We start from the raw sequence: 23,560 nt of genomic DNA on the forward strand, positions 1-23,560 counted from the left end.
GCGATGAGTAATCTGCGACGCGGGAGCGTTACTGCCGGATGATGTATCAACTCTACCAGGCCCAGCAGGATCTGCTGAACCCGTTCCGGCTGTTTGCCAAGGGCACTGGCGCGGTGCTGCGCCAGTTCGACAATGGGCGCCCGGAAACCTTTCCGTTGCGGCAGTTCACGGCGGCGCTGGAACTCCTCGGCAGCAGCGGCATCACCCATGCCCGCCCGCCCTTCGGCTTCACCACGGTGCAGATCGGCAACCAGGAGGTAAAGGTCGAGGAGGAGCCGGTGTTCTCCACCCCCTTCGGCACCCTGCTGCATTTCCGCAAGGACGTGCCGGTGGCGCAGCCGAAGGTGCTTGTGGTGGCGCCGATGTCCGGCCACTTCGCCACCCTGCTGCGCGGCACGGTGCAGGTTCTGCTGCCGGAGAACGACGTCTACATCACCGACTGGACCAATGCGCGGGACGTTCCCGTCTCCGCCGGGCGGTTCGGCATGGACGAGTTCATCGACCATGTGATCCGCTTCCAGGAGGAGATCGGCCCCGGCGCCCATGTGCTGGCGGTGTGCCAGCCCGCCGTGCCGGTGCTGGCCGCCGTGGCCCGGATGTCGGAGCAGAAGAACCCCGCCACGCCGCGCTCCATGGTGCTGATGGCCGGCCCGATCGACACGCGGCAGAGCCCCACCAAGGTCAATGAGCTGGCGCGCTCCCATCCCATCGCCTGGTTCCGGGACAACCTCGTGGACACCGTGCCGTGGCGGCTGAAGGGCGGCGGGCGCAAGGTCTACCCGGGCGCGGTGCAGATCTCCGCCTTCATCTCCATGAACATGAAGCGCCACATGGACGCGCATGTGGAACAGTTCCGCAACCTGGTGGGGGGTGATTCCGAACTGGCGGATGCCCATCGCCGCTTCTACGACGAATACCTGGCGGTGATGGACCTTCCGGCCGAGTTCTACCTGGAAACCGTGAAATCCGTGTTTCAGGACCACGACCTGGCCCTCGGCCGCATGACCCACCACGGCCGGCCGGTGCGCCCGGAAGCGATCCGCCGCACCTTTCTGCTCACCGTGGAAGGCGAGCGGGACGATATCTGCGGCATCGGCCAGACATCCGCGGCGCTGGACCTGTGCTCGGCCCTGCCCGCACATATGAAGCGGCACCACCTGCAGACCGGCGCCGGCCATTACGGCGTGTTCAGCGGGCGGCGCTGGGCCAAGGAGGTTTATCCGCTGGTGCGCGGCTTGTTCGAGGAAGCCGCCGGCTGAAGGGCGGGCGGCACGGCTTATCCGGCGCGCCGCCTGCGTCTATCCTGCGCCTCCCACCGTCACAGGAGACGCGCCATGCCCGAAATCACCCTCCAGGCCAGCGACAACAGCGGCAGCTTCGGCGCTTACCTGGCGATGCCGAAACAGGTTCCCGCCGGCGCCGTGGTGATGATCCAAGAAATCTTCGGGGTGAACCATGCGATGCGGTCGCTGTGCGACTGGGTGGCCGATATGGGCTTCATCGCCATCTGCCCGGACCTCTTCTGGCGCATCGAGCCGGGCATCGACATCACCGATGGCAGCAAGGAGGAATGGGACCGCGCTTTCGCCTTGATGAACCAGTTCGACCAAGCCAAGGGCATCGAGGATCTGAAGGCGACCCTCGCCGCGGCGCGGGTGCTGCCCGGATGCAATGGCCGCGCCGGCACCATGGGTTTCTGCCTCGGCGGACGGCTGGCCTTCATGATGGCCACCGAATCGGATTCCGACTGCAACATCTCCTATTACGGCGTGGGCATCGAGGGGCTGCTGGACGGCAAGGACCGCATCCACAAGCCGCTGCTGCTGCACGTGGCCGAACAGGACCGCTTCGTGTCTGAGGAAGCCCGCAAAGCGATGCAGGCGGCGCTCGGCGGCATGGGCGGCGTGGCGCTGCACGTTTACCCCGGCGTTGATCATGCCTTCGCCCGCATGGGCGGACATTCCTGGGATGGCCGCGCCGCGACCATCGCCAATGGCCGCAGCGCGGAATTGCTGGCCACGACCCTGGGTTGATCCCCGGCGGCAGCGATACCGTTTCAAAGCCGGTGCCGCTGCCTTAATATCGGTCCGCATGGCCCGCCCCGACGCCCAGCAAGGACCCCGTCGCTGAGCCCGCCGCCCATCCTGCCGGAGGCGGCGGCGCGCCGTGCCGCCCAGCATCCCGCCGCCCAGCATCCCGCCGCGCTGCCGGACACCGCGCCGGATGCGGCCTCCGACGAGCTGGTGCAGATGGCAGCCGGGATCTTCGATGCGTCCGCGGCTGTCATCTGGCTGGTCGATGGTGACCGGCACTGGGTTGGGGCGGAAACAGGCCTCGGCCGGCGCGATCTGCCGCGGGACACCGCCTTCTGCCTCCACGGCCTCGCCGGAACCGAGGCGCTGGTGGTGCCGGACGCCGCCGCGGATCGTCGCTTCGCCGGCGACACGCTGGTCGCCGCCCCTCCCGCCATCCGCTTCTTCGCCGGCCAGCCCCTCCTGGTGGAGGGGCGGTCGGTCGGCCTGCTCTGCATCATGGACCCCGCGCCGCGTCCCTCCGGACTGGACGCCAGGCAGCGCATCATGCTGCGGGCCTTGGCCGGCCAGGCCGCCAGCCAGATCGCGCTGCGGCGCATCGCCGCGGAGCGGGACGCCGTGGAAGCGCTGCGCCGCCAGACGCTGGATGGCGTAGTGGATTACGCCATCATCACCATCGACATGGCGGGCCTGGTCACCGGCTGGAACGCCGGGGCCTGCAACGTGCTGGGCTGGACCGAGGCGGAGATGCTCGGCCAGGATGTGAGCCGCATCTTCACAGCCGAGGACCTGTCCAGCGGCTCGCCGCTGCGGGAACGCGCACGCGCCATCGCGCAGGGGCGCAACTCCGTCAACCGCTGGTATCTGCGCCGGGATGGCGGCCGCTTCTGGGGCCGGGGTGAGATGTCGCCGCTGTGCGACGCGGCCGGCGGGCTGACCGGCTTCGTCAAGGTGATGCGCGACCGCACCGGGGAGCACCTGGCGCAGCGCGAGCTGGAGGCGGCAAATGAGCGCTACCGGCTGGTCGCGCGCGCCACGGATGATGCGATCTGGGACTGGGACCTCGAAGCCGGCCGCGTGCTCTGGAACGACGCGCTGCGCAAAGCCTATGGCCACGAGCTGCAGGACCGCGAGAGCGCGGGCGCCTGGTGGCTGACGCAGATCCATCCTGCCGACCGCCCGCGGGTGCAGCACAGCATCCATGCAGCGATCGACGGCGATGGCAGCCAATGGGCGGAGGAATACCGGTTTCGCCGTGCCGATGGCAGTTACGCCGACGTGTATGACCGCGGCTTCGTGATCCGCGACGAAGGGGGGCGGGCCGTTCGCATGATCGGCGCCATGCTCGACCTGACGCGGCGGCGCCAGGCGGAGCAGGCGCTGCGCGACAGCGAGGAGCGGCTGGGCATGGCCACCGCCGCGGCCGGGCTCGGGACCTTCGATTACCAGGTCGACACCGACACGCTGGTCTGGGATGACCGCTGCCGCGCCCTGTTCGGCCTGCCGCCCGGGGTGCCGGTCACCTATCAGGACAGCTTCCTGGCGGGGCTGCACCCGGAGGACCGCGCGCAGGCCGATGCCGCGGTGCGGCTCGCCCTGGATCCCGCCGGGCCCGGCACCTTTGCCGCCGAATACCGCACGGTCGGGCTATGCGACGGGGTGGTCCGCTGGCTGTCCGCCGCAGGGCGCTGCTTTTTCCGCGATGGCCGGCCGGTACGGCTGATCGGCACGGCGCATGACATCAGCGCACGCCGCCAGGCGGAGGCGGAGCTGCGCGAGCTGAACGAAACGCTGGAACACCGGATCGAGGAGCGTACCCGCAGCCTGCGCGAGGCCGAGGAAGCGTTGCAGCAGGCGCAGAAGATGGAGGCGATCGGCCAGCTCACAGGCGGCATCGCTCATGATTTCAACAATCTGCTGACGGGCATCAGCGGCAGCCTGGAGATCCTGGCGATGCGCGTCGCCGCCGGCCGCCAGGACGGGCTGGACCGCTACATCGCCACGGCGCAGGACGCGGCGGCCCGCGCGGCCTCGCTGACCCACCGGTTGCTGGCCTTCGCCCGGCGGCAGACGCTGGATCCGCGGCCGGTGGAGGTCAACGCGCTGGTGGCCGGCATGGCCGAGATGATCGGCCGCAGCGTCGGGCCGGACATCCGCCTTGAGGTCGCCGGGCCGGCCACCCTGCCCCTGGTGCTGTGCGATCCGCACCAGCTGGAGAACGCGCTGCTGAACCTGTGCATCAACGCGCGCGACGCGATGCCCGATGGCGGCACGCTGCGCATCAGCACCGCCGCCACGTGCCTGAAGGAGGATGGGGCGGCGGCACTCGGGCTGGCCCCCGGCGGCTATGTGCGCCTGAGTGTCGCGGATACCGGCAAGGGAATGCCGCCTGAGGTGACGGCCCGCGCCTTTGATCCGTTCTTCACCACCAAGCCGCTAGGGCGCGGCACCGGGCTCGGCCTGTCCATGGTGTACGGATTCGCGCGGCAGAGCGGCGGACAGGCGCACATCGCAAGCCGGCCCGGCCTCGGCACCACGGTGCAGTTGCATCTGCCGGTGCATTCCGGCGCCGCGGAGGCCGGCCAGCAGGACGAGGCGCCGAAAGCCGCTGCCATCGCGGCCGGCGGCGAAGTGGTGCTGGTGGTGGAGGATGAGGCCAGCATCCGCCTGCTGCTGTTCGAGGCGCTGACGCAGCAGGGCTACACCGTGCTGGACGCGGAGGATGCGGCCTCCGGGCTGGCGCTGCTCGACACGGCGCAGCGGCTGGACCTGATGGTCACGGATATCGGCCTGCCCGGCGGCACCAATGGCCGCCAGCTGGCCGACGCGGCACGGCTACGCCGGCCGGGGCTGCCGGTGCTGTTCATCACCGGCTATGCCGAGACCGCGGTGATCGGCCAGACCCAACTGGAAGCCGGGCTGCAGGTGATGACCAAGCCCTTCTCGGTCGGCGCGCTGTGCAAGCGCGTGGCGGAGATGCTGGCCGCCGGCGCCGCCGAAATGCCGCAGGACGCAGCGGGCTCGGGCAGGTCCCGCTGGCCTGGCCCAGGTCAGGATCCCCGGCCAGCGGACGGGGATCGGCTCTAGCTGCCCCAGACCTCCCGGTACAGCACCTGGATCGCCTCAGCGTCGGGCACCCGCGGATTGTTGGCGGGTGAGCCCGAGGCGATGGCCTGCTGTGCCATCAGTGGCAGCAGCGTGTTCCACCGCGCCGGGTCGATGCCCCAGGCGCGCGGTCCCGGCACGGCGAGATCGCTGTTCAGCGCGCGCAGCTCGTCGAGCAGCGCCGCCACGGCGAAGCGGTCGTCCTGGCCATCCTGCGCCAAGCCCATGGCGCGCGCGCATTCGGCGTAGCGGCGCTCCGCGGCGGGGGCCGAATACGCCGTCACCGCCGGCAGCAGCATGGCGTTGGACAAGCCGTGCGGCACGTGGAAATGCGCGCCGATCGGCCGGCTCATGCCGTGCACCAGCGCCACCGAGCTGTTGGAGAAAGCGATGCCCGCCTGCGTCGCGCCCAGCATCATGGCCTCCCGCGCCGCGCGATCCTGTCCATCGCGATAGGCGCGGCGGAGATGGGCGGCGATCGCGCGCATGGCGCCCAGGGCGAAGCCGTCCGAGAACGGATTGGCACGGCGCGACACGTAAGCCTCGATCGCGTGGGTCAGCGCATCCACGCCGGTGTCGGCGGTCAGCCTCGGCGGCTTGCTCAGCGTCAGCTCGTAATCGACGATGGCCGCCACCGGCAGGAAGGACTGGCCGATGCACAGCATCTTCTCCTGCGTTTCGCTGTCGGTGACCACCGTGAAGCGCGTGGCCTCGGAGCCGGTGCCGGCGGTGGTGGGAATGCCGATCACCGGCAGCGCCGGGCCGCTGTTCTGTGCCGGCGCCTTGTGGTCACGCATTCGCCCACCCTGCCTCGCCAACACCGCCACCGCCTTGGCGGTGTCGATGGGGGAGCCGCCGCCGAGACCGATCAGGCTATCATAATCGCCCTCGAGCACGGCCCGCCGCGCGCGGTCCACGGCGTCGCTGTCGGGCTCGGGCACGGTGTCGGAGAACACCGCCGCGCCGCCCAGCAAGCCCTGCAGCCGCTCCGCCAGGCCGATCGCGACCATGGTCGGATCGGTAATGATCAGCGGCCGCGACAGGCCCAGCTGCTCCAGCACGGAGGCGGTCTCGCCCAGCGCCCCGCCGCCGATGCGCAGGATACGTGGCAGCGCGATGGCTGCGATCATGCTTGTTTCCCCCTTGTCATGTTAATGCGCCGCGCCGTCAGGCGGCCGGGATGGTGACGCCGATCAGGTCGGTGCCGCGCACCAGCGCCGCCAGCCGCCCGGCATCCCAGCCTTCCGTGGCGGCGGGGCGGCGCGGCAGCACCATCCAGCGGTAGTCGGCGGTGGAATCGACCACCCGCAGACGCGTGCCGGCAGGCAGCTCCGTGCCCCATTCCTGTTGCAGCAGACCACGCGGGTCGCGTACGGCCCGCGCGCGGAACGCGGCCGATTTGTACCAGTGCGGCGGATAGCCCAGCAGCGCGCGCGGATAACAGCTGCACAGGGTGCAGACGATCAGGTGATGCACCGCATCGTCGTTCTCGACCACGCCGAGCGGCGGCGCCCCGGTGAGGAAGATGCCCATCTCCTCGACGGCGGCGGTGCCGTCGGCCAGCAGTCGGGCGCGGAATTCCGCATCGGTCCAGGCCCTCGCCACCACCGCCGCGCCGCGCGCCGGGCTGGCCGCCTGCATGGTGGCGTCGCTCTGCTCCAGCGCAGCCCCGGTCACCACGCCCTTGCGGAGCAGCAGCGCCTGGAAGCCTTCCAGCAGCCGGTCGGTCGGCATTTCGGTGAGCTTCATGCGGCCTCCAGCCAATGCTCGAAGATCTCCACCAGGAACTCGTCGCCGGGCTGGTTTTCCGGCCAGATCGCATCCTGCGGAAAGCGCACGTGGTAGAGTGGGATGTGCGGCGCCGGGCGTGCGAAGGCGAGGTCCTCCGGATTGCGGAACCGGCCCAGCGGGCGCAGCACGATGCCTTCGCGGCCACGCAGGTAATGCGGCGTGCGGATGTGGGCCGGCCCTTCGGCCTCCGGCCAGGCATCGCGCACCCGCACGCGGTCGCCGGCGTCGAACCGGCTCACGCGGCCAGTTCCGACCGCAGCTCGGCCTCGGTGATGACGCCCTTCTCCAGCATCACCGTGACCATCGAGAACAGCCAGCGCTGGTAATAGGAGGAGCGGTCATAGACATCCGGCGGCAGCCCCTCGATGCCGCGCCGCATCTCGTCGGTGCTGAACAGGCCGGTGGCGCCCAGCACCTGGCGCAGCGCATCCACCCGCCGGTCGAACGCGGTCATCTCGCGGTGGCTCTTGTCCACCGGCTCGCAGGCGAAGCGGGACACGCCACCCATGTCGTGATGCGCGCGGGCCGGGGCTTCCTCGGGCAGCATCGCGGTTCTCCCTGATTGCTGTTGCCCGCCAGGGTCGGCCCGGTCGCGGTGCCGCGTCAACCGGTCAGACGCGGGGCGCCGCCCGGTTTGGCCTTCACCGGCCCTCGGCTTATGCTGCCGCCCGGAGGATCGGAAAACCATGACACCAGAGGCTGTCGAGGCGCTGGCCGCCCGCATCCCGGACGGCGCCCGCCTGGCCCTGCCGCCGGACAACTCCCTGCCATCCCTCGCCCTGGTCAAGGCGCTGATCCGCCGGCGCGCCCGCGGGCTGCGGCTGATCGGCGTGCCGGTCTCGGGCTTCGCCACCGAATTGCTGATCGGCGCCGGCTGCGCCGTTGAGGTCGAAACCAGCGCCGTCAGCCTGGGCGAGGCCGGCTTCGCCCCGCGCTTCGCTGCGGCGTTGCGTGACGGCCGACTCACGATCCGCGACGCCACCTGCCCGGCCATGCACACCATGCTGCAGGCGGCCGAGAAGGGCGTGCCCTTCATGCCGCTGCGCGGGCTGATCGGCAGCGACATCCTGGCGCACCGGCCGGACTGGCGGGTGATCAACAACCCGCTCGCGCCGGAGGAAGGAGATCCGATCGTGCTGCTGCCGGCGCTGCGGCCGGACGTGGCGATCTTCCATGCGGTGCTGGCCGACCACGAGGGCAATGTCTGGGTCGGCCGCCGCCGCGAATGCGCCACCCTGGCGCATGCCGCCCGCGACACCGTCGTCACCGTGGAGCGGCTGCATCCCGGAAACCTGCTGGAGGATGAGCGACTCGCCCCCGGAACCATCAGCGCCACCTACATCAGCGGCATTGCCGTGGCGGAACATGGTGCCCATCCGGTGGCGCTGCTCGACGAGTACGGCGCGGATGACGGCTATGTCGCGGCCTATGCCCGCGCCGCCAAGACCGAGGCGGGCTTCGGCGACTGGCTGGCCGAGCATGTGCTGGCGGCGGAGCATACCCCGCTGGAGCTGGCGCCATGACCGACGGCGCGATCCGCCCCGAGGAACGCCTGGCCGCCGTGCTGGCGCGGCTGATCCTGGACCCCACGGCGCCGCCGGCACACCACATCGCGGTCGGCGCCGCCTCCCCCATTCCCGCCGCCGCCTGCTGGCTGGTGCGCAAATCCGGCCATTCGGTGCGGCTGTCCCTGCTGCACAAGCGCAGTGGCAATCCCTTCACGGAGGGTACGCGCGAGTTGTTCGACCTCACGGGGCAGGGCCGGATCGACCTGTTCTTCCTGGGTGGCGGGCAGATCGATGGCGAGGCCAACATCAACCTGATCGGCACCGGCGCCTGGCCCGGTGGATCCGCGCAGGGGGAGGTGCGCTTCCCCGGCTCCTTCGGCAGCGCCTTCATGTACCTGATGACGCCGCGCACCATCCTGTTCCGCGAGGAGCATTCGCCGCGGGTGCTGGTGCCCCGCGTCGAACACGTCTCGGCCCCGGGCGTATCCGCGCCTGGGGTGTTCCGCCGCGGCACGGCGCAGGCGCTGGTCACCGGCAAGGGCGTGTTCCGCTTCGATGCCGCGCGGGCCCGCTTTACCCTGGACAGCGCGCATCCCGGCGAGGACGCCGCCAGCCTGCGCGCCGCCACCGGCTTCGAATACGACGAGCCGGAGGCCCTGCCCGCCACGCCCGACCCGACGCCCGACGAGCTGGCGCTGCTGCGCGGCCCTGTCTGTGACGAGATGCTGGAAACTTATCCCGAGTTCTGCGCCCGCGTGTTCAACAGGAGACAAGCCGCATGACCGACGCCGTTCCCCTCGACGAAGGCAAGGGTCTTGCCGCCTCCGCCGGCGCCCTGGCCGGGCTGAAGGTGATCGACCTGACGCGGGTGCTGGGCGGTCCCTACTGCACCATGATCCTGTCCGACCACGGCGCCGAGGTGATCAAGATCGAGCCGCCGCAGGGCGACGAGGTGCGCGAATGGGGCCCGCCCTTCGGCTCCGAGGAACTGGGCGGCGCCGCCAGCTACTTCATCGGCGTCAACCGCAACAAGCAGTCCATCGCACTCGACCTCGGCAAGCCGCAGGGGCGCGAGGTGCTGCTGCGGTTGCTGGAAGACGCCGACGTGCTGGTGGAGAACTTCAAGCCCGGCTCGATGGAGAAATGGGGCCTCGGCTACGAGGCGGTGCTGAGCCAGCGCTTCCCGAGGCTGGTGCATTGCCGCGTGTCCGGCTTCGGCGCCACCGGCCCGCGTGGCGGCCTGCCGGGCTATGACGCCATTGTCCAGGCGATGGTCGGGCTGATGTCGATCAACGGCACGCCGGATAGTGGCCCGGTGCGCATGGCGACGCCGATCGTCGACCTCGCCACCGGGCTCTATTCCAGCATCGGCATCCTGATGGCGCTGCAGGAACGTGCGCGCTCCGGCCGGGGCCAGTATGTCGACATGACGCTGCATGATTGCGGCATGGCGCTGCTGCATCCGCACGCCGCCAATTTCCTGCTGAACAACAAGCGGCCGAAGCCGACCGGCAATCCGCACCCGAACATCTCGCCCTATTCCGCATTCCGCACCGCCACCTGCCAGATCTTCGTGGCCTGCGGCAACGATCCCGCCTTCCGCAAGCTGTGCGCCTTTCTCGGTCTCGACAGCCTGCCGGACGATCCGCGCTTCCGCAGCAATGGCGATCGCGTGACCAACCGGGAAGCGCTGACCGCCATCCTGGAGGAACGGCTGGCGGAGGAGGACGGCCATTCCCTGTGCGACCGGATGCTGGCCGCCGGCCTGCCCGCCGGCCCCGTGCTGAACGTGGATGAGGCCCTGGCCGAGCCGCACACCGCGCATCGCGGAATGGTCACGGAGCTGGGCGATTTCCGCGCCCTCGGCACGCCGGTGAAGCTGTCGCGCACGCCGGGCGGCACGCGCAGCGCGCCGCCCCGCTTCGGTCAGCACGGCGAACAGGTGCTGGCGCGGCACGGCTATTCCGCCGAGGAGATCGCCGCCCTGAAGGCCGAGGGCATCCTGTTCGACCGCCGTCGGTAGATTGCCGCGCCGGCAGCGGAGTGGCGGAACGCGGCACTGCATCCAGGATGCCGCCATGACGAGCTTGCCGAGACCCGGCCCGGAGGCCGCCGCGTGAGCCGGCGCCTGTGGGGCATGCTGTTGCTGCTAGCCTTCCTGTGGGGCGGCAGCTTCCTGTTCATGCGACTGGCCGTGCAGGTCTGGCCGCCCTTCACGGTGGTGCTGTCACGCGTGGTGCTGGCCTCGGCGCTGCTTTGGCTGCTGGCGGCGCTGGCAGGGCATCGCCTGCCGTGGAGCCGGCCGGTGCTGCTGGCCTGCCTCGGCATGGCGCTGTTCAACAGCCTGATCCCGTTCAGCTTGATCGCCTGGGCGCAGCAGAGCATCCCAAGCAGTCTGGCCTCGGTGGTGAACGCCGCGACGCCGGTGTTTGCGGCGCTGATGGCGCATCTCGCCACCGAGGATGAGCGGCTGACGCGGCCGCGCTTCGGTGGCGTGCTGCTCGGCCTGGCCGGGGTCGCCGTGCTGGCCGGGCCGGCAGCGCTCGGGATCGAGGGCGGGGCGGAGTTTCCGGGCATCCTGGCCGGACTCGGTGCCTGCTTCAGTTATGCGCTGGCGGTGGTCTGGGGCCGCCGGTTCCGGCGGCTCGGCGTCGCCCCGCTGGCCGCCGCCGCGGGCCAGACCAGCGCCTGCATCCTCCTGGTGCTGCCGCTGGCGCTGATCACCGATGCGCCCTGGCACCTGCCCTGGCCGGATCGCCCCACCCTGCTGGCCATCCTGGCGCTGGGGCTGGTTTCCACCGGCCTCGCCTACGCGCTGTTCTTCCGCGTCCTGGCGGAAGGCGGCGCCACCAACACCGCCCTGGTGACGCAGCTGGTGCCGGTGATGGCCATCCTGCTCGGCGCCGGCGTGCTGGGCGAAGCGTTGCTGCCGCGCCACCTCGCAGGCATGGCGCTGATCGCCTGCGGCTTCGCATTGCTGGATGGCCGTCTTTGGGAAAGGTTCAGACGGTCCGCACCCCGTTGAGTAAGCGGTCCACCTGGTGGCGCAGGGTTGTGTCGGTGGCCGAGAGTTCCTCGGAGGCGGATCGCACCTGCTCGGCCGCACGGCCATTCCCTTCCGGCGCATCCCGCACCACCTGCGTGTCGGGCGACACGGCGCCGGCCTCCGCAGTGCCGGTGATGTTGCGGGCGATCTTCCGCGTGGCGGCGCCCTGCTGCTCCACCGCCGCGGCGATGGCCGAGGCGGTCTGGTCGGTCTCCGCCACCACCTGGGCAATGGCGCGGATCGCTTCCACGGCGAGACCGGTGGCGCCCTGGATGGCGCCGACCTGCTGGCCGATCTCCTCGGTGGCCCTGGCGGTCTGCAAGGCGAGCGACTTCACCTCCGACGCCACCACCGCGAAGCCCTTGCCGGCCTCACCCGCGCGCGCCGCCTCGATCGTCGCGTTGAGCGCCAGGAGGTTGGTCTGCCCGGCGATGTCGGAGATCAGCTTCACCACGTCGCTGATCCGGTTCGCCGTGTCGGCCAATTCGCGCACGGCACGGTCGGTGCGCCGGGTTTCCTCCACGGCCCGGCGCGACACCTCGGCCGAACGGCCCACCTGCCGGGTGATCTCGGCGATCGAGGCGGACAGCTCCTCCGTCGCGGCGGTCGCCGTCTGCGCGTTGCCGGAGGCCCCCTGGGACGCCGTGGACAAGGTGCGGGTCAGGCGGGAGCCTTGCTCCGCCGCCCGGCTCATCTGCACCGACCTGCCGTCCAGCCGCTGCGCCGCGCCCTGCAGCGAAGCCAGCGCCCGGCCCGCATCATCGCCGAAGCCGCCCACCAGGGCGTCCATCCGCCTGGAACGCTCCTCCCGGGCGCGGTCCGCCGCGGCCTGCGCGGCCGCGAGGCGTTCGGCGTCCTGCGCCCTGCCGCGGACCACATCCAGCGCCCGTGCGATGGAGCCGATCTCGTCTGATCTGTTGCCGCCCGGCACAGGCGTCGACAAGTCGCCGGCCATCATCCGCTCCAGCGTGACGGTCAGGCGCAGCACCGGCCGGCCGACCCCGGCCATCAGGTGGAGGCCGATCAGCGTTACCAGCACGCTGCCCAGCACCATAGCACCCACGATCATGCGGAAGCCGGTGGACGAGACCCTGCCGGCCTGCTCCCCTGCCGCATTCGCACCGTGGGTGGTGTGCGCGATCAGCTGATCGATTGCCTGCTCAAAGGCTTCAAAGGCGTCCGCATCCACCGTGATCGCGCGCCGGATGGCCGCTGCTCTGTCGCCAGCGCGGCTCAGCGCCAAGGTGTCGGGCAGCAGCCGGTCGAAGAAGGCGGCCCAGCGGCGCGCGACCTCGTGCTGGAGCAGCCGCTCCTGCTGGCTCTCGGCCGGCATCCGGTCATCGGCGAGCATCTGGCCGATGCGGCCACCGGCCATCCTGATGTCGCGATCCAGCGCCCGGATGGCGGCGGGGTCGTCCAGCAGCACCTGCCGCAGCACCAGGGTGCGGATGCGCAGCCCCTCCCGAGCGATGCTGTTGGCCATGGCGATGCCGGGCAGCCGGTTGCCGGCGATGTCCCCGGTCACGCCCTGCAAGGCACCGATGCGCTGCAGCGAAAGGCCCCCCAGGGCCATGAAGCCGATCAGCACCAGGGTAAGCGCGGCAATGATCCGGGTCCTCAGGCTCATGGAGCTCTCCTGCGGGCGGAGCCGGAGTGGCGTCCCGCTGGCCGATGATCCCGCGGAAACACTGAAGATTCCGTTTGGACGGCGCCCCGGGTTGAACCGCGGCCCACGCCAGCACCCGCGCCCCAGCCTGCTGACAGGTTGTTCATCTTTGTTCCGGATCTTGGCCACACGGATCGCGACAGGAGGCCGCGCCATGAAATCCGAGGATGTTCCCGCGTGCCGATTGCAATCTCAGCCGGTGGCGACGTGCCCGGCACCATCCTGGAAAACAGCCGGCCCACCGACTGGATCGGCACGCTGCGGCTGAGCACGCCGGAGATCCCGACCGAGGTGGAGCTGACCGGTGCCAGCGCCAGGCTGTTCGAGGCCACCGTGGATCATTTCAGCGGCGCCATCACCATCCTGCCGGCCATGGTGTTCGACCGGGAAGCCTATCCGGCGGGCGCCGACCCGGTGTTCAGCTTCGCGTTGCGGGTGAAGCTGGCGAGTGGCTGGCAGGAGGTCGCCGGCGGCTGGTCGGTCACCCTGCAGGGACTCGACGACGCACCGCCCAGCCGCGTCTTCTTCGCGGCGGGCGGCAGCGTGCTGGAAAGCGATATCGGCGCCGTGATCGGCCGCATCCAGGGGGGGGATCCGGACACCGCCACCAGCCGGCTGAGCTATGCGGTGGCCGGGCAGGATGACTGGTTCTTCGAGATCGTCGACGGCAACATCCTGAAGCTGCGCGAAGGCGTCGATCTGCTGCGCCACGGCGGCACGGTGGTGCAGGTCATGATCGAGGTTTCGGATGGCCGGCGCGAAGCCAGCTTCCTGCTCGATGTTCAGGTGCTGAACACCACGGATCTGGATACCGCGCCCGCGCCGCCTCCCGTGATCGTACCCCAGGATCCCGGCGATACGGGCGGCGACACCGGCAGCGACCCGGATGGCGATGCGGGCGGAACAACCGACCCGGTGGAGGAGGGAACCGATCCCGCGACGGGCGGCGATGGAACCGGGGGCGGCACCGGCCCAGTGGATCCCGCACCTCCCCCGGTGCCGGACTGGCAGATCGAGGCGCGGCTTGGGCTCGCCTGGTCCGGCGAATTGGCCGTGATGTGGCGGGCCGAACAAGTCACCGCCGGCTCGCAGCCCGTGGTGTTCGGCGGCACCGAACATTGGCAGGCGCCATCCCTGGTGCTGCGCATCCTGGCGACGGAATGGAGCGCGCAGCAGGCGGCCACTACGCCTGACCTCGACGTGGCGAAAGCAGTGGCGGCGCTGTCGGCGCAATTCGGCCACGGCCCGGCGATCGAACATGGAAGCGGAGCCGGGAGCCTGATGACGCTGCTGCAACAGGTGCAGCAACAGGAAACGGCGGCAGCGGCGGCCCTCGACGAGCAACACATCCTCCCGCTGGTGGCCAGCATGCAGCCGCACCAGGCGCTGTCAGGCGAACATTACGAGCTCGTCCTGGACTGGGTCGGCGTCGCGCCACTCGCCACCGGCCGCAACGCCCTGATGCAGTTCGGCCTCGGCGCAGAATGGGGCACCGGCGGCACGGATGCCGAATTCGCCGAGGCCCTGTTCATGGCGAGCCATGCCGGCGCCGCCGATCCGGACACCCTCGCGCAATGGACGGCCCTGTTGGCAAGCCATGCTTTTGACCGCGAAGACCTGGCGGAGTGGGCGGCGCACCAGCCAGCGGCGGAGCCTGTTCTGCTGGGCTGGTGACGCCGGACGGCAGACGAGAGATCGCGCGCGCCGCTCAGCCCCAGGCGATGCGGCCCGCCGTGCCACAGTGTTCGCATAGCGGCTTCCAGGACGAATGGGTCTTGCCGCAATGGCCGCAGCGCCAGCGGGGCTCGGGCCGGGCGCTGGTGGCGGCGCGCAGCCACTTGGCCTCCGCGGCGCGGAACACCGGGCCCTCGCCATGCTCCGCCTGCTCCAGATCGACCAGCAGCAGATAGGCGCGCGCATCGGCATCGCCGCTCCCGACCAGCGCTTCCAGCTCCGAACGGGCCCGGCCGGTCAGGCCCGCGGCGAGCGCCAGCCGGGCCAGCAGCAGGCGGCTCTCGGGATGGGTGCGGTTCTCGGCCACCAGCGTCTCGGCCAGCTTGACGCGGCCCAGGGAATCATTTTCCGCCTCCAGGTAAGCCTTGGCGATGTCGGGATGCGGGCCGGCGCGCCAGCCCTGCTCCAGCACCGTGCGGGCCTTGCGGGCGGAACCGCCAGCCGCCAGCCGCGCCGCATGGGCGATGGCGGCGGGGGCGAAGCCGGGATCGGCCTGAAAGGCCTGCTTCTCGAAATCTGCGGCGCGGGCGGGCTCCGGCTCCTGTTCGGCCGCCGCCAGGGCCAGAGGGGCCTTGGGGGTGTCGGCCGGTGCCAGGGTCAGCGCCTCGCGCCAGTCATGGGTCCGCAATGCCAGCACCGCGCGCTCCTCTCGCAGCCAGGCGGTGCCGGGACGGGCCGCCTCGGCTTCCCGCGCTAGTTGCTGGGCGGCCGGCCAGTCCTGCCGCTGAATCGCCTGCCGCAGCAGGCCGCGCAATCCGATGAAGCGGGAATCCTCGCGCTGGGCCAGCGCCTGGAAGGCCTCGGCCGCGGCGGCGTCCTGCCCGGCCATGCGCTCCGCCTCGGCGGTCATCAGCAGCAGCTGGGGGCTGTCCCCCATCAGGCGGCGGGCGCGCAGCACCTCGCCACGCGCCGCTTCCGGGGCACCAGCGGCCATCGAGACCAGGGCGCGGGTCAGCGCCGCCTCGCCCTTCTCGCGGTTGCGGGCCTCGCGCCGGGCGCGGGCACGGGCCGGCCAGTTCACCAGGGCGCGCCAAGCCACCAGCAGCAGGTGCACCACGGTGAACAGAACCAGCAGCAGGATCAGCATCACCGGCAGCGACAGGCCGATAAAGGTGTCGCCGACGCGCACCTCCACCACGCCGCCGAGCCGCATCAGGCCCCAGGCGATGCCGACGACGACGAGGCAGATCAGCAGAAGCTTGATGGCGCGGCGCATCAGCCCTGGCCCCCGGTGCGCAGCGTCTCCAGCGCCGAGCGGGCGGCGAGCAGGCCGCGGGCCTGGTCGAGCCAGCTTTCCATGGCGGAGCGTACCGGCCCCGGCAGCGATTCCACCTTCTGCACGGCGGCGGCGAGGTCGCCGGCTTCCAGCGAGCGGCGGGCGGTTTCGATCTCGCCACCGATGGCGTCACCCCACACCACGTCCTCGCCCCGGCGCACCGTGACCAGGTTGCCGAGCCGCTGCGCAGCCGATTCCCACACGGTCTGCCCGTCGGTCGAAGGCTGCGACTGGGCGCGCGCGGCGCGCGCCGCGTCATCAAAGGAAAGGCGCAGCGAAGCCTCGGTCGGCGGCGCCGTGCCGCTGTAGCGGGCCAGCGCCTGGGGCGCCTCGCCCGGCAGGCCGGACAGGGCTCGGCCCAGCGGCCGTCCGGCGAGCAGTGCGCTTTCGGTGGCGGCGCTCGCCACCAGCATGGAAAGCCGGCGCTCGGCGGCGGTTAGCCGCGTTTCGCGCTGCTGCAGGGATTCGAAGCGGGCATCGAGCTCGCGGTCGCGTGCCGCCAGCCGCTCCGCGGACGCCTGTTCGGCCGCCGCCACACGCTGCTGCATGGCATTCTCCACCGCGGCAAAGCGCGGGCCGAGCGCCGCCTCCGCCTCGTTGATCCGCTCCTCCAGCTGCGTCCGGGCGCCCTCGATGCGCTGCGACAGCGATTGCTCGGCGGCCTCGATCCGGGCATCGGCGGCCTGTCGCAATTCCTCGCGGTCACTGCGCTGGCTGTTGATCTGGTCGCGCAGCGCCTGGAACTGGGCGCTCTGCGCCTCAGACCGCTCGCGCAGCGCGGTTTCCAGCGCGGTGAAGCGCTCGCCGCTCTGGCCCATCTGGCTGGCCAGGGCCTGCACCTGGCCCTGCACCGGCTGCAACGCCGATTGCACGGCCGACTGGCCCCGTTCCAGCTGATCGATACGGGCGAGGTCGAGGCGGCCGCGATCCGCCAGCGTGATGCCCAGAGCCGCCAGGGCGACGATCCCGCTCACCACGGCCACCGGCAGGGCCAGCCGGTCATGCCGCTCCGGCGGCTTGCCCGGCGTGGCGGCCGCGGCCGGCCGCGGCGGCGGACCGGCTTCCGGCCGCGGCTTCGGCGGCACGGCGGGAGCGGCGGTTGCGCCGGAGCCAGCCGCGGGATTCGCCGCGGCGGGAGGCGCGCCGCCCGTCGGCGTGCCGGCAGCAGCCGGGCCAGCGGGGCCCGGCGCGGCGGCGGAAGGGATTGCGGCAGATGGCGCTGCGGCCGGCACCGTTGCGGCAGGCGGAATGGTGGATGGCGGGGGCGCCTTCGGCTCCGCAACCTGGTCTGTCCCAGCCGGGGTGCCCGGCTCCGGGTTCGCCGGGGCCGACCCGGTCGCGGCCGCGAAGGCGCGCGGCGTCACTTCCGGCGGGCGACCCTTGCCGCCCTTGCGGGTGGGGTCGGACTTCGGGGTGTCCTTCGGCGTGTCACTCATTCTCTACTCCTGCCCCTCGCTGTCCGGCCGCCCATTCGGCTTTCCCGGCGTCGGGCCCAGCAGGGCCAGCAGCGCCGGAAAATCTGGCTTGGCCGTAGCACGGATCGCCTTCCAAGGCATGTCCGCCAGGGCGGCGGCGATCCGGGTCGAAAGCGCCAACGCCTCGATATCACGCAAGTTTTCGATCAGGCCCGCCTGCCGCAGCAGATGCTGGGCAATTCGGGCGGAACGCGGCGAGAGAAACAAGGCTGCCCGCACACCTCCCGCGTGCAGCGCCGCCACCGCCGAATCGGGCAGCGCCGCCGCCGGCCGCGCCGCGTAGACCACCCGGCGCCAGACGGTGAAGCCGCGCTCGCGCAGCGCCGCCACCAGCGCCACGCTGTAGCCGCGCCCGACCGCCAGCAGCAGCGCCCCCTTCCGTGGATCGAGCCGCCGGGCCGCCAGCCCGGCCAGGGAGGCGGCGTCGCCCTCGGCTTCGTCCACGGCGGCGAAGCCGGCCCGGCGGGCCTCGGCGGCGGTTCCGGAACCCACGGCCAGAACCGGCCATGCGGTGGCGGCGGTGCTGGCCAGGGCACGGGCCGCGGCACGGCTGGGCAGCAGCACCGCCTGCGGCGCGAGGCCGGCCGGCAAGGCCAGGGGCAGGGATTGCAGCCGCAATGCCGGCGCCAGCACCGGCTGCCAGCCCAGTGCCGCCACCGCGGCGGCGGTTTCCGCGCAACCCGGCTCGGGCCGGGTGATCAGCACGCCGCGCGGCGGCAAGCCGTGGCCGCCGTTCAGCCGGCGAAGATGTCGACCGGGCTGTCGGCGCGCAGGCCTTCGCCCAGTTCGCGGCCCAGCCGGTCGGCATCGGCGGCAGCGCCGTGGGCGGAGCGTTTCAACAGAAAGGAGCCGTCCGGCCGCGCCACCAGCCCGGTCAGGTGCAGCCGGCCGTCCGGCATCAGCCGCGCATGGCCGCCGATCGGCGTGCGGCACGAGCCGTCCAGCGCCGCCAGCAGGCCGCGCTCGGCGCGGGACACGGCGCGGGCCTCGCGGTCTTCCACCGCCGACAGCAGCTCGCACAGCTCCACATCGGCGGCGCGCACGGTGATGCCGACGATGCCCTGCCCGGCCGCCGGCACCATGGTGTCGGAGTCCAGCACCACCGAGGCGTGCCGCTCCAGCCCGAGGCGCTTCAGGCCGGCGATCGCCAGCAGGGTGCCATCGAAGGCCCCGGCCTCCAGCTTGGACAGGCGGCTTCCGACATTGCCGCGGATCATCTCCACTCGCAGGTCCGGGCGGGCGTGCAGCAACTGGGCCTGCCGCCGCAGGCTGGCGGTGCCGATCAGCGCACCGGACGGAATGGCGGCATATGGATTGGAAGGGTCCACATCCTCCGCGCGCGGACCGAGCACCATGGCATCGCGCGCGTCCTCGCGCCGCATGGTGCAGGCCAGCACAATGCCGGGCGGCAGCTCGGTTTCCAGGTCCTTCAGGCTGTGCACGGCGAAATCAATGCGGCCGTCCAGCAGCGCCTCGTGGATCTCCTTGGCGAACAGCCCCTTGCCGCCGATATCGGCCAGCCGCTTGTCCTGGATGCGGTCGCCGGAGGTGGCGATCACATGCTCCTCAAAGGCCTTGGCATTGCGCAGCACGGGACAGACATGCAGCACCCGGTCCAGAAAGGTGCGGGTCTGCCACAGCGCCAGCGGCGAGCCGCGGGTGCCGACGCGCAGCGGCAGGGTGCGATGCGTGTGGCGGCGCACCGGCTGGCCCGCGGCGACGGACCCAGGGGAATACGACATCAGAACCGGTCCCGCACAGGAGCGCCCGCCACGGCAGATGGCAGGACGGGGTGGGCAAGTGACATGCGGGCGTCATAGAACCACGCCCCGGCAGGCGAAAGGCTAAACGGCATGCAATCGGCGGCGATCAGAGGACCGGTCCTGGGTTTGGAGGCGAGCTGCGACGAAACCGCCGCCGCCCTGCTGGCGCCCGATGGCCGCATCCTGGGCGAGGCGGTGCGCTCCCAGCTGGCCGAGCACACGCCCTTCGGCGGCGTGGTGCCGGAAATCGCCGCGCGTGCCCATCTGGCCCACCTGCCGGCGCTGGCGGCACAGGTGATGCGGGAGGCCGGCGTCACCCCGGCGGAACTCGGCGGGATCGCCGCCACGGCCGGGCCCGGGCTGATCGGCGGGCTGATCGTCGGCGCCTCCTTCGGCAAGGGCATGGCGATCGCCTACAATCTGCCGTTCCTGGCGGTGAACCACCTGGAGGGCCATGCGCTGACCGCGCGCCTGCCGGGCCTGGTGGAGGGTGGCGTCGCGTTTCCGTACCTGCTGCTCCTGCTGTCCGGCGGGCATTGCCAATGTGTGGCCGTGGACGGGCTGGGCCGCTATCGCCGCCTGGGCTCGACGCTGGACGACGCGGTGGGCGAGGCCTTTGACAAATCCGCCAAGCTGATGGGCCTGCCCTGGCCGGGTGGCCCGGCGCTGGAGAAGCTGGCCGCTTGCGGCGATCCACAGCGCTTTCCCCTGCCCCGCCCGATGTTCGGCCGCCCCGGCTGCGATTTTTCCTTCAGCGGCCTGAAAACCGCCGTGGCGCAGATGGTCCCAAAGCTTCGGACGGAGCAGGACAGGGCCGATCTGGCCGCCGCCTTCCAGCGCGTGGTGTCCGCCGTGCTGGCCGACCGGGCATGCAACGCCCTGGCCATGCTGCCCGGCGCCACAGCCATGGTGGTGGCGGGCGGCGTGGCGGCGAACCAGGCCGTGCGCACGGCGCTGTCGGCCGAGGCGGCCCGTGCCGGCCTGCCGCTGGTCGCGCCGCCAATTCGGCTGTGCACCGACAATGCGGTGATGATCGCCTGGGCCGGGATCGAGCGCCTGCGCGCCGGCTGGACCGATCCCCTGGATCACGCCCCCCGCCCGCGCTGGCCACTGGCCGAGCTTTCGGCCCCCGAAGCAACGGAACCCGCGGTATGAACTATCGCCACGCCTTCCATGCCGGCAATTTCGCCGACTGCATGAAGCACGCGCTGCTGGTGTCGCTGATCCACCGGCTCTGCGCCAAGGACACACCATTCCGCGTGCTGGACACCCATGCCGGCATCGGTGTCTACGACCTGACCGCATCGGAGGCCGAGCGCACCGGGGAATGGCGGCGCGGCATAGGCCGGCTGCTGGACATTACCGAAGGGCCGCTCGCAGCCTGGCTGGATCTGGTGCGCCGCGCCGGCTTCCCGCCCCACTTTCCCGGCAGCCCGGCGCTGGTGCGGATGATGCTGCGGCCGCGCGACCGGCTCGTGCTGTGCGAATTGCACGAGGACGACAGCGCCGTCCTGCGTACCCTGTTCCGCGGCGACCCGCAGACGGCGGTGCACAAGCGCGACGCCTGGGAGGCGATGACGGCGCTGACGCCCTTTGCCGAGAAGCGTGGCCTCGTGCTGGTGGACCCGCCCTTCGAGGTGGATGGCGAGTTCGAGCGCATGGCGGAGGCCGTGTCGCTGCTGGCGCACCGGTTCCGCGCCGGCGTCCAGGCGCACTGGTACCCGGTGAAGCACCGTGCCCCGGTGCGCGCCTTCCACACCGCGCTGGGCGAGAGCGGCGTGCGCGACATCCTGGCCTGCGAGTTGTGGCTGCGCGAACCGACCGACCCGCAGCGGCTGAATGGCTGCGGCCTGGTGGTGGTGAACCCCCCCTGGAAGTTCGAGGACGAGGCCCGCGCCATCCTGGCCGCCCTGCTGGAGCGGCTGAGCCAGGGCGAGCCCGGCCAGGGCTTCGCCGTCACCCGCATCGCCGAGGAATAAGCAGCACATGGGCAAGATCGCGGTGATCGGCGCCGGCGCCTGGGGCACGGCGCTGGCGATCCAGGCGGCGCGGGCCGGTGCCGAGGTGGCGTTGTGGGCGCGCGATCCGGCGCGAGCCGGGCTGATGCAGGAGGCGCGCGAGAATGCGGCGCACCTGCCCGGCCACCGCCTGCCGGAGGCGGTGCGGGTCACCGTCGACGCCGCCGCGGCCCTGCACGGCGCCGTGCTGGCGCTGCTGGTGGTGCCGGCGCAGCATCTTGGCGCCGTGCTGGCGGGATGTCCCGCCCTGCCACCTAGCCTGGTGGCCGCTAAGGGCGTGACGCGGCACGGGCTGCGCCTGCCGCTGGAAACCCTGTCCGAGGCGCGGCCCGGGCTGCGCGCGGGCGTGCTGTCCGGCCCCAACTTCGCCGCCGAGATCGCCGCCGGCCTGCCCGCCGCCGCGGTGGTCGCCAGCACCGACGCGGCGCTGCGGGACAGCGCCGCCGATTGGCTGGCCACCCCCTCCTTCCGCCTGTATGGCCAGGATGATCCGGTGGGCGTGCAGGTAGGCGGCGCGGCCAAGAACGTCATCGCCATCGCCGCCGGCATGGTGACCGGCGCCGGCCTCGGCGAGAATGCCCGCGCCGCCCTGGTCACCCGCGGCCTGTCGGAGATCGCCCGCCTGGCGGTTGCCCTCGGCGGGCGGGCCGACACGGTGAGCGGCCTGTCCGGCCTCGGCGACCTGCTGCTGACCTGCACCGGTCCCGGCAGCCGCAATTTCTCGCTCGGCTTCGCTCTGGGTCAGGGCCAGGCGCTGCACGCCATCCTGGACCGGCGCAACAGCGTCACCGAAGGGGTGGCCACCGCTCCTGCTTTGCTGGCACGGGCCGCCGCCGCCGGGGTGGAGATGCCGATCACCGCCGCCGTCAGCAGCGTACTGGCCGGCGAGGCCGAGCTGTCGGCGGCGATCGGCGGGCTGCTGGCCCGTCCGCGACGGCACGAGGGCACAAACTGACCAGCTTCGCCGTATCAGTCTCAACGTTTCCGCGCTATCTGATGTTGAGATCGCAACGGCCGGTAAGGGCCGCGCCCTGACCAGGAAGACGCGATGGACGGTATGCTGCAACAACGGCGCGGCACGGTGGTGGCCCTGCTGTTCTTCTGTGGGCTCGGGATCGTGCTGGCCCTCTGGATGCTGGAAACCCGGCTCGGGCTGATCACGGCGCTTGACCAGGCGGCTTATCCGGCGCTGGCGCTGATGTGCGCCGCCATGCCGCCGCTGCTGCGGTGGCTGCCGCACCGCCGGACCCGGCTGGAGATGGCGGCGTATGGCGCGATCGCCATCTACTTCCTGGCCAAGCTCAGCGACACGATGCTGGGGCCGCAGCAACAGGCGCTCTACACCGCCGCCAGCCTGCTGCAGTGGCTTCCCTTCCTCTACGTGGCCGCCTTTGTGTTCTTTGAGCGCAGAACCGCCCTGCTGGCCGGCGGCACGGTGTTCGCCATGCTCGCCGTGCTGCCGCTGGCGGCGCTGGCCTGGGCCGGACGCCCGGATGATGGGGCTGTGCCGATGCTGCTGGTCAATGCCTGCGCGGTGCATTTCCTGATCCTCGCCTCGCTGTCGATGATCAGCACGCTGAACGCCCGCTACGAGGATGCCCGACTTCAGGCGCGCAAGCTGGAAAGCGCCGCCACCACCGACCTGTTGACCGGCCTCGCCAATCGCCGCGGGCTGGAACAATTGCTGCTCGGCGTCGCGGCCCGGCCGGGCCGCAACATCGGTCTGGTGATGCTGGACGTCGACCATTTCAAGCTGGTGAACGACCGCTTCGGCCACCTGGTCGGCGACGACCTGCTGGTTCATCTGGCGCAGCGCATGCGCCAGGCCCTGCCCGACCACGCGCGGGTCGGCCGCTGGGGCGGCGAGGAGTTCCTGATCGTGGTGCTGGAAGATTGCAGCAGCACTTTGGACGTTGCGGAACGGATGCGCCAGGCGGTGGCGGCCAAGGTGCATCCGGTTGCGGGTTACGTGACAATCAGCGCCGGGGCGGCCCTCTGGCAGACCGGCCAGCCGGTGGCCGCGGCGCTGCGCCGGGCCGACGCGGCGCTGTACGAGGCCAAGTCGCGCGGCCGCAACCGGGTCGTCCCGGCCGACGCCGCCCTGCTGGCTGAACACGCCGGCGCCGCGGCCTGACGGCCCCCGCG

21 protein-coding genes are annotated in these 23,560 nt (G+C 71.5%); 12 read left to right on the top strand and 9 right to left on the bottom strand.

Annotated features, from left to right (window positions below; translation table 11 throughout):
- The first annotated feature begins 38 nt into the window (after window positions 1-38).
- The 3 genes from D2K64_RS07975 to D2K64_RS07985 all read left to right on the top strand — a co-directional run bounded on the left by D2K64_RS07975 (window position 39) and on the right by D2K64_RS07985 (window position 5,120).
- Entirely contained in the window at window positions 39-1,259 is a 1,221-nt protein-coding gene (locus D2K64_RS07975; protein ID WP_120007709.1) for a polyhydroxyalkanoate depolymerase, read from the top strand.
- Between the two features lie 75 nt (window positions 1,260-1,334).
- Window positions 1,335-2,033, top strand: a complete 699-nt coding sequence (locus tag D2K64_RS07980) for a dienelactone hydrolase family protein (RefSeq protein ID WP_120007710.1) — start codon at window positions 1,335-1,337, stop codon at window positions 2,031-2,033.
- Between the two features lie 171 nt (window positions 2,034-2,204).
- A complete protein-coding gene (locus D2K64_RS07985; protein ID WP_274379296.1) occupies window positions 2,205-5,120 on the top strand; it encodes a PAS domain-containing protein in 2,916 nt (971 codons plus the stop codon).
- Here the strand turns inward: D2K64_RS07985 and D2K64_RS07990 are convergent.
- The 4 genes from D2K64_RS07990 to D2K64_RS25925 are packed head-to-tail and all read right to left on the bottom strand — an operon-like array spanning window position 5,117 to window position 7,476.
- Window positions 5,117-6,268, bottom strand: a complete 1,152-nt coding sequence (locus tag D2K64_RS07990) for an iron-containing alcohol dehydrogenase (protein WP_120007712.1) — start codon at window positions 6,266-6,268, stop codon at window positions 5,117-5,119. The genes D2K64_RS07985 and D2K64_RS07990 overlap by 4 nt on opposite strands.
- A 37-nt stretch (window positions 6,269-6,305) precedes the next feature.
- Window positions 6,306-6,887, bottom strand: a complete 582-nt coding sequence (locus D2K64_RS07995) for a nitrile hydratase subunit alpha (protein ID WP_120007713.1) — start codon at window positions 6,885-6,887, stop codon at window positions 6,306-6,308.
- A complete protein-coding gene (locus D2K64_RS25920; protein WP_120007714.1) occupies window positions 6,884-7,168 on the bottom strand; it encodes an SH3-like domain-containing protein in 285 nt (94 codons plus the stop codon). Before D2K64_RS25920 ends, D2K64_RS07995 begins: the two co-directional genes overlap by 4 nt.
- Complete coding sequence (locus D2K64_RS25925) at window positions 7,165-7,476, bottom strand: SH3-like domain-containing protein (protein ID WP_120007715.1); 312 nt, start codon at window positions 7,474-7,476, stop codon at window positions 7,165-7,167. Before D2K64_RS25925 ends, D2K64_RS25920 begins: the two co-directional genes overlap by 4 nt.
- Before the next feature lie 139 nt (window positions 7,477-7,615).
- On the opposite strand from D2K64_RS25925, the gene D2K64_RS08010 reads away from it, so the two are divergent.
- From D2K64_RS08010 to D2K64_RS08025, 4 genes are all read left to right on the top strand, one after another.
- The gene (locus D2K64_RS08010; RefSeq protein WP_120007716.1) at window positions 7,616-8,452 is read left to right on the top strand and encodes a CoA transferase subunit A; all 837 of its coding nucleotides are present in this window, start codon (window positions 7,616-7,618) and stop codon (window positions 8,450-8,452) included.
- Window positions 8,449-9,219 (top strand): CoA synthetase, encoded by a 771-nt coding sequence (locus tag D2K64_RS08015; RefSeq protein ID WP_120007717.1) that lies wholly within the window; start codon window positions 8,449-8,451, stop codon window positions 9,217-9,219. Before D2K64_RS08010 ends, D2K64_RS08015 begins: the two co-directional genes overlap by 4 nt.
- Complete coding sequence (locus tag D2K64_RS08020; RefSeq protein ID WP_120007718.1) at window positions 9,216-10,460, top strand: CaiB/BaiF CoA transferase family protein; 1,245 nt, start codon at window positions 9,216-9,218, stop codon at window positions 10,458-10,460. The genes D2K64_RS08015 and D2K64_RS08020 overlap by 4 nt, the downstream gene beginning before the upstream one ends.
- 93 nt (window positions 10,461-10,553) lie before the next feature.
- Window positions 10,554-11,462 carry a DMT family transporter gene (locus D2K64_RS08025; RefSeq protein WP_238384080.1) on the top strand — a complete coding sequence of 303 codons (909 nt, stop codon included), beginning with the start codon at window positions 10,554-10,556 and terminating at the stop codon, window positions 11,460-11,462.
- Here D2K64_RS08025 and D2K64_RS08030 read toward each other — a convergent pair.
- A complete protein-coding gene (locus tag D2K64_RS08030; protein ID WP_120007719.1) occupies window positions 11,440-13,110 on the bottom strand; it encodes a methyl-accepting chemotaxis protein in 1,671 nt (556 codons plus the stop codon). The genes D2K64_RS08025 and D2K64_RS08030 overlap by 23 nt on opposite strands.
- A 216-nt stretch (window positions 13,111-13,326) precedes the next feature.
- Between D2K64_RS08030 and D2K64_RS08035 the strand changes: the two genes are divergently transcribed.
- A complete protein-coding gene (locus D2K64_RS08035; RefSeq protein ID WP_120007720.1) occupies window positions 13,327-14,823 on the top strand; it encodes a hypothetical protein in 1,497 nt (498 codons plus the stop codon).
- 34 nt (window positions 14,824-14,857) lie between these two features.
- Here D2K64_RS08035 and D2K64_RS08040 read toward each other — a convergent pair whose 3' ends face one another.
- From D2K64_RS08040 to hemC, 4 genes are read right to left on the bottom strand one after another with little or no spacing between them, the layout of a single operon-like run.
- Entirely contained in the window at window positions 14,858-16,099 is a 1,242-nt protein-coding gene (locus tag D2K64_RS08040) for a heme biosynthesis HemY N-terminal domain-containing protein (RefSeq protein ID WP_120007721.1), read from the bottom strand.
- On the bottom strand, window positions 16,099-17,595 hold the full coding sequence (locus D2K64_RS08045; RefSeq protein WP_157985764.1) for a hypothetical protein: 1,497 nt from the start codon (window positions 17,593-17,595) through the stop codon (window positions 16,099-16,101). Before D2K64_RS08045 ends, D2K64_RS08040 begins: the two co-directional genes overlap by 1 nt.
- Before the next feature lie 3 nt (window positions 17,596-17,598).
- On the bottom strand, window positions 17,599-18,354 hold the full coding sequence (locus D2K64_RS08050) for a uroporphyrinogen-III synthase (protein ID WP_157985765.1): 756 nt from the start codon (window positions 18,352-18,354) through the stop codon (window positions 17,599-17,601).
- 14 nt (window positions 18,355-18,368) lie between these two features.
- Window positions 18,369-19,376 (bottom strand): hydroxymethylbilane synthase, encoded by a 1,008-nt coding sequence (hemC, locus tag D2K64_RS08055; protein ID WP_120007724.1) that lies wholly within the window; start codon window positions 19,374-19,376, stop codon window positions 18,369-18,371.
- A gap of 111 nt (window positions 19,377-19,487) precedes the next feature.
- Between hemC and tsaD the strand changes: the two genes are divergently transcribed.
- The 4 genes from tsaD (at window position 19,488) to D2K64_RS08075 (ending at window position 23,549) form a co-directional block, all read left to right on the top strand.
- Window positions 19,488-20,552 (top strand): tRNA (adenosine(37)-N6)-threonylcarbamoyltransferase complex transferase subunit TsaD, encoded by a 1,065-nt coding sequence (tsaD, locus tag D2K64_RS08060; RefSeq protein ID WP_120007725.1) that lies wholly within the window; start codon window positions 19,488-19,490, stop codon window positions 20,550-20,552.
- Complete coding sequence (locus tag D2K64_RS08065) at window positions 20,549-21,376, top strand: 23S rRNA (adenine(2030)-N(6))-methyltransferase RlmJ (RefSeq protein WP_120007726.1); 828 nt, start codon at window positions 20,549-20,551, stop codon at window positions 21,374-21,376. The genes tsaD and D2K64_RS08065 overlap by 4 nt, the downstream gene beginning before the upstream one ends.
- 7 nt (window positions 21,377-21,383) lie before the next feature.
- A complete protein-coding gene (locus D2K64_RS08070) occupies window positions 21,384-22,370 on the top strand; it encodes an NAD(P)H-dependent glycerol-3-phosphate dehydrogenase (protein ID WP_120007727.1) in 987 nt (328 codons plus the stop codon).
- 93 nt (window positions 22,371-22,463) lie between these two features.
- Window positions 22,464-23,549 (top strand): GGDEF domain-containing protein, encoded by a 1,086-nt coding sequence (locus tag D2K64_RS08075; protein WP_120007728.1) that lies wholly within the window; start codon window positions 22,464-22,466, stop codon window positions 23,547-23,549.
- Window positions 23,550-23,560: the final 11 nt, after the last annotated feature.

It is taken from the genome of Teichococcus vastitatis (assembly GCF_003604215.1).
In the GTDB taxonomy this organism is placed as follows: Bacteria; Pseudomonadota; Alphaproteobacteria; order Acetobacterales; family Acetobacteraceae; genus Pseudoroseomonas; species Pseudoroseomonas vastitatis.

What these genes read in the sequence shown, in the direction of transcription:
- D2K64_RS07990 (WP_120007712.1), bottom strand. Translation starts at nt 6,268, where the DNA reads ATGATCGCAGCCATCGCGCTGCCACGTATCCTGCGCATCGGCGGCGGG.
- tsaD (WP_120007725.1), top strand. Translation starts at nt 19,488, where the DNA reads ATGCAATCGGCGGCGATCAGAGGACCGGTCCTGGGTTTGGAGGCGAGC.
- D2K64_RS08020 (WP_120007718.1), top strand. Translation starts at nt 9,216, where the DNA reads ATGACCGACGCCGTTCCCCTCGACGAAGGCAAGGGTCTTGCCGCCTCC.
- D2K64_RS07995 (WP_120007713.1), bottom strand. Translation starts at nt 6,887, where the DNA reads ATGAAGCTCACCGAAATGCCGACCGACCGGCTGCTGGAAGGCTTCCAG.
- D2K64_RS08030 (WP_120007719.1), bottom strand. Translation starts at nt 13,110, where the DNA reads ATGAGCCTGAGGACCCGGATCATTGCCGCGCTTACCCTGGTGCTGATC.
- D2K64_RS08010 (WP_120007716.1), top strand. Translation starts at nt 7,616, where the DNA reads ATGACACCAGAGGCTGTCGAGGCGCTGGCCGCCCGCATCCCGGACGGC.
- D2K64_RS08045 (WP_157985764.1), bottom strand. Translation starts at nt 17,595, where the DNA reads ATGAGTGACACGCCGAAGGACACCCCGAAGTCCGACCCCACCCGCAAG.
- D2K64_RS08065 (WP_120007726.1), top strand. Translation starts at nt 20,549, where the DNA reads ATGAACTATCGCCACGCCTTCCATGCCGGCAATTTCGCCGACTGCATG.
- hemC (WP_120007724.1), bottom strand. Translation starts at nt 19,376, where the DNA reads ATGTCGTATTCCCCTGGGTCCGTCGCCGCGGGCCAGCCGGTGCGCCGC.
- D2K64_RS07975 (WP_120007709.1), top strand. Translation starts at nt 39, where the DNA reads ATGATGTATCAACTCTACCAGGCCCAGCAGGATCTGCTGAACCCGTTC.
- D2K64_RS07980 (WP_120007710.1), top strand. Translation starts at nt 1,335, where the DNA reads ATGCCCGAAATCACCCTCCAGGCCAGCGACAACAGCGGCAGCTTCGGC.
- D2K64_RS08075 (WP_120007728.1), top strand. Translation starts at nt 22,464, where the DNA reads ATGGACGGTATGCTGCAACAACGGCGCGGCACGGTGGTGGCCCTGCTG.
- D2K64_RS08040 (WP_120007721.1), bottom strand. Translation starts at nt 16,099, where the DNA reads ATGCGCCGCGCCATCAAGCTTCTGCTGATCTGCCTCGTCGTCGTCGGC.
- D2K64_RS08070 (WP_120007727.1), top strand. Translation starts at nt 21,384, where the DNA reads ATGGGCAAGATCGCGGTGATCGGCGCCGGCGCCTGGGGCACGGCGCTG.
- D2K64_RS08015 (WP_120007717.1), top strand. Translation starts at nt 8,449, where the DNA reads ATGACCGACGGCGCGATCCGCCCCGAGGAACGCCTGGCCGCCGTGCTG.
- D2K64_RS25925 (WP_120007715.1), bottom strand. Translation starts at nt 7,476, where the DNA reads ATGCTGCCCGAGGAAGCCCCGGCCCGCGCGCATCACGACATGGGTGGC.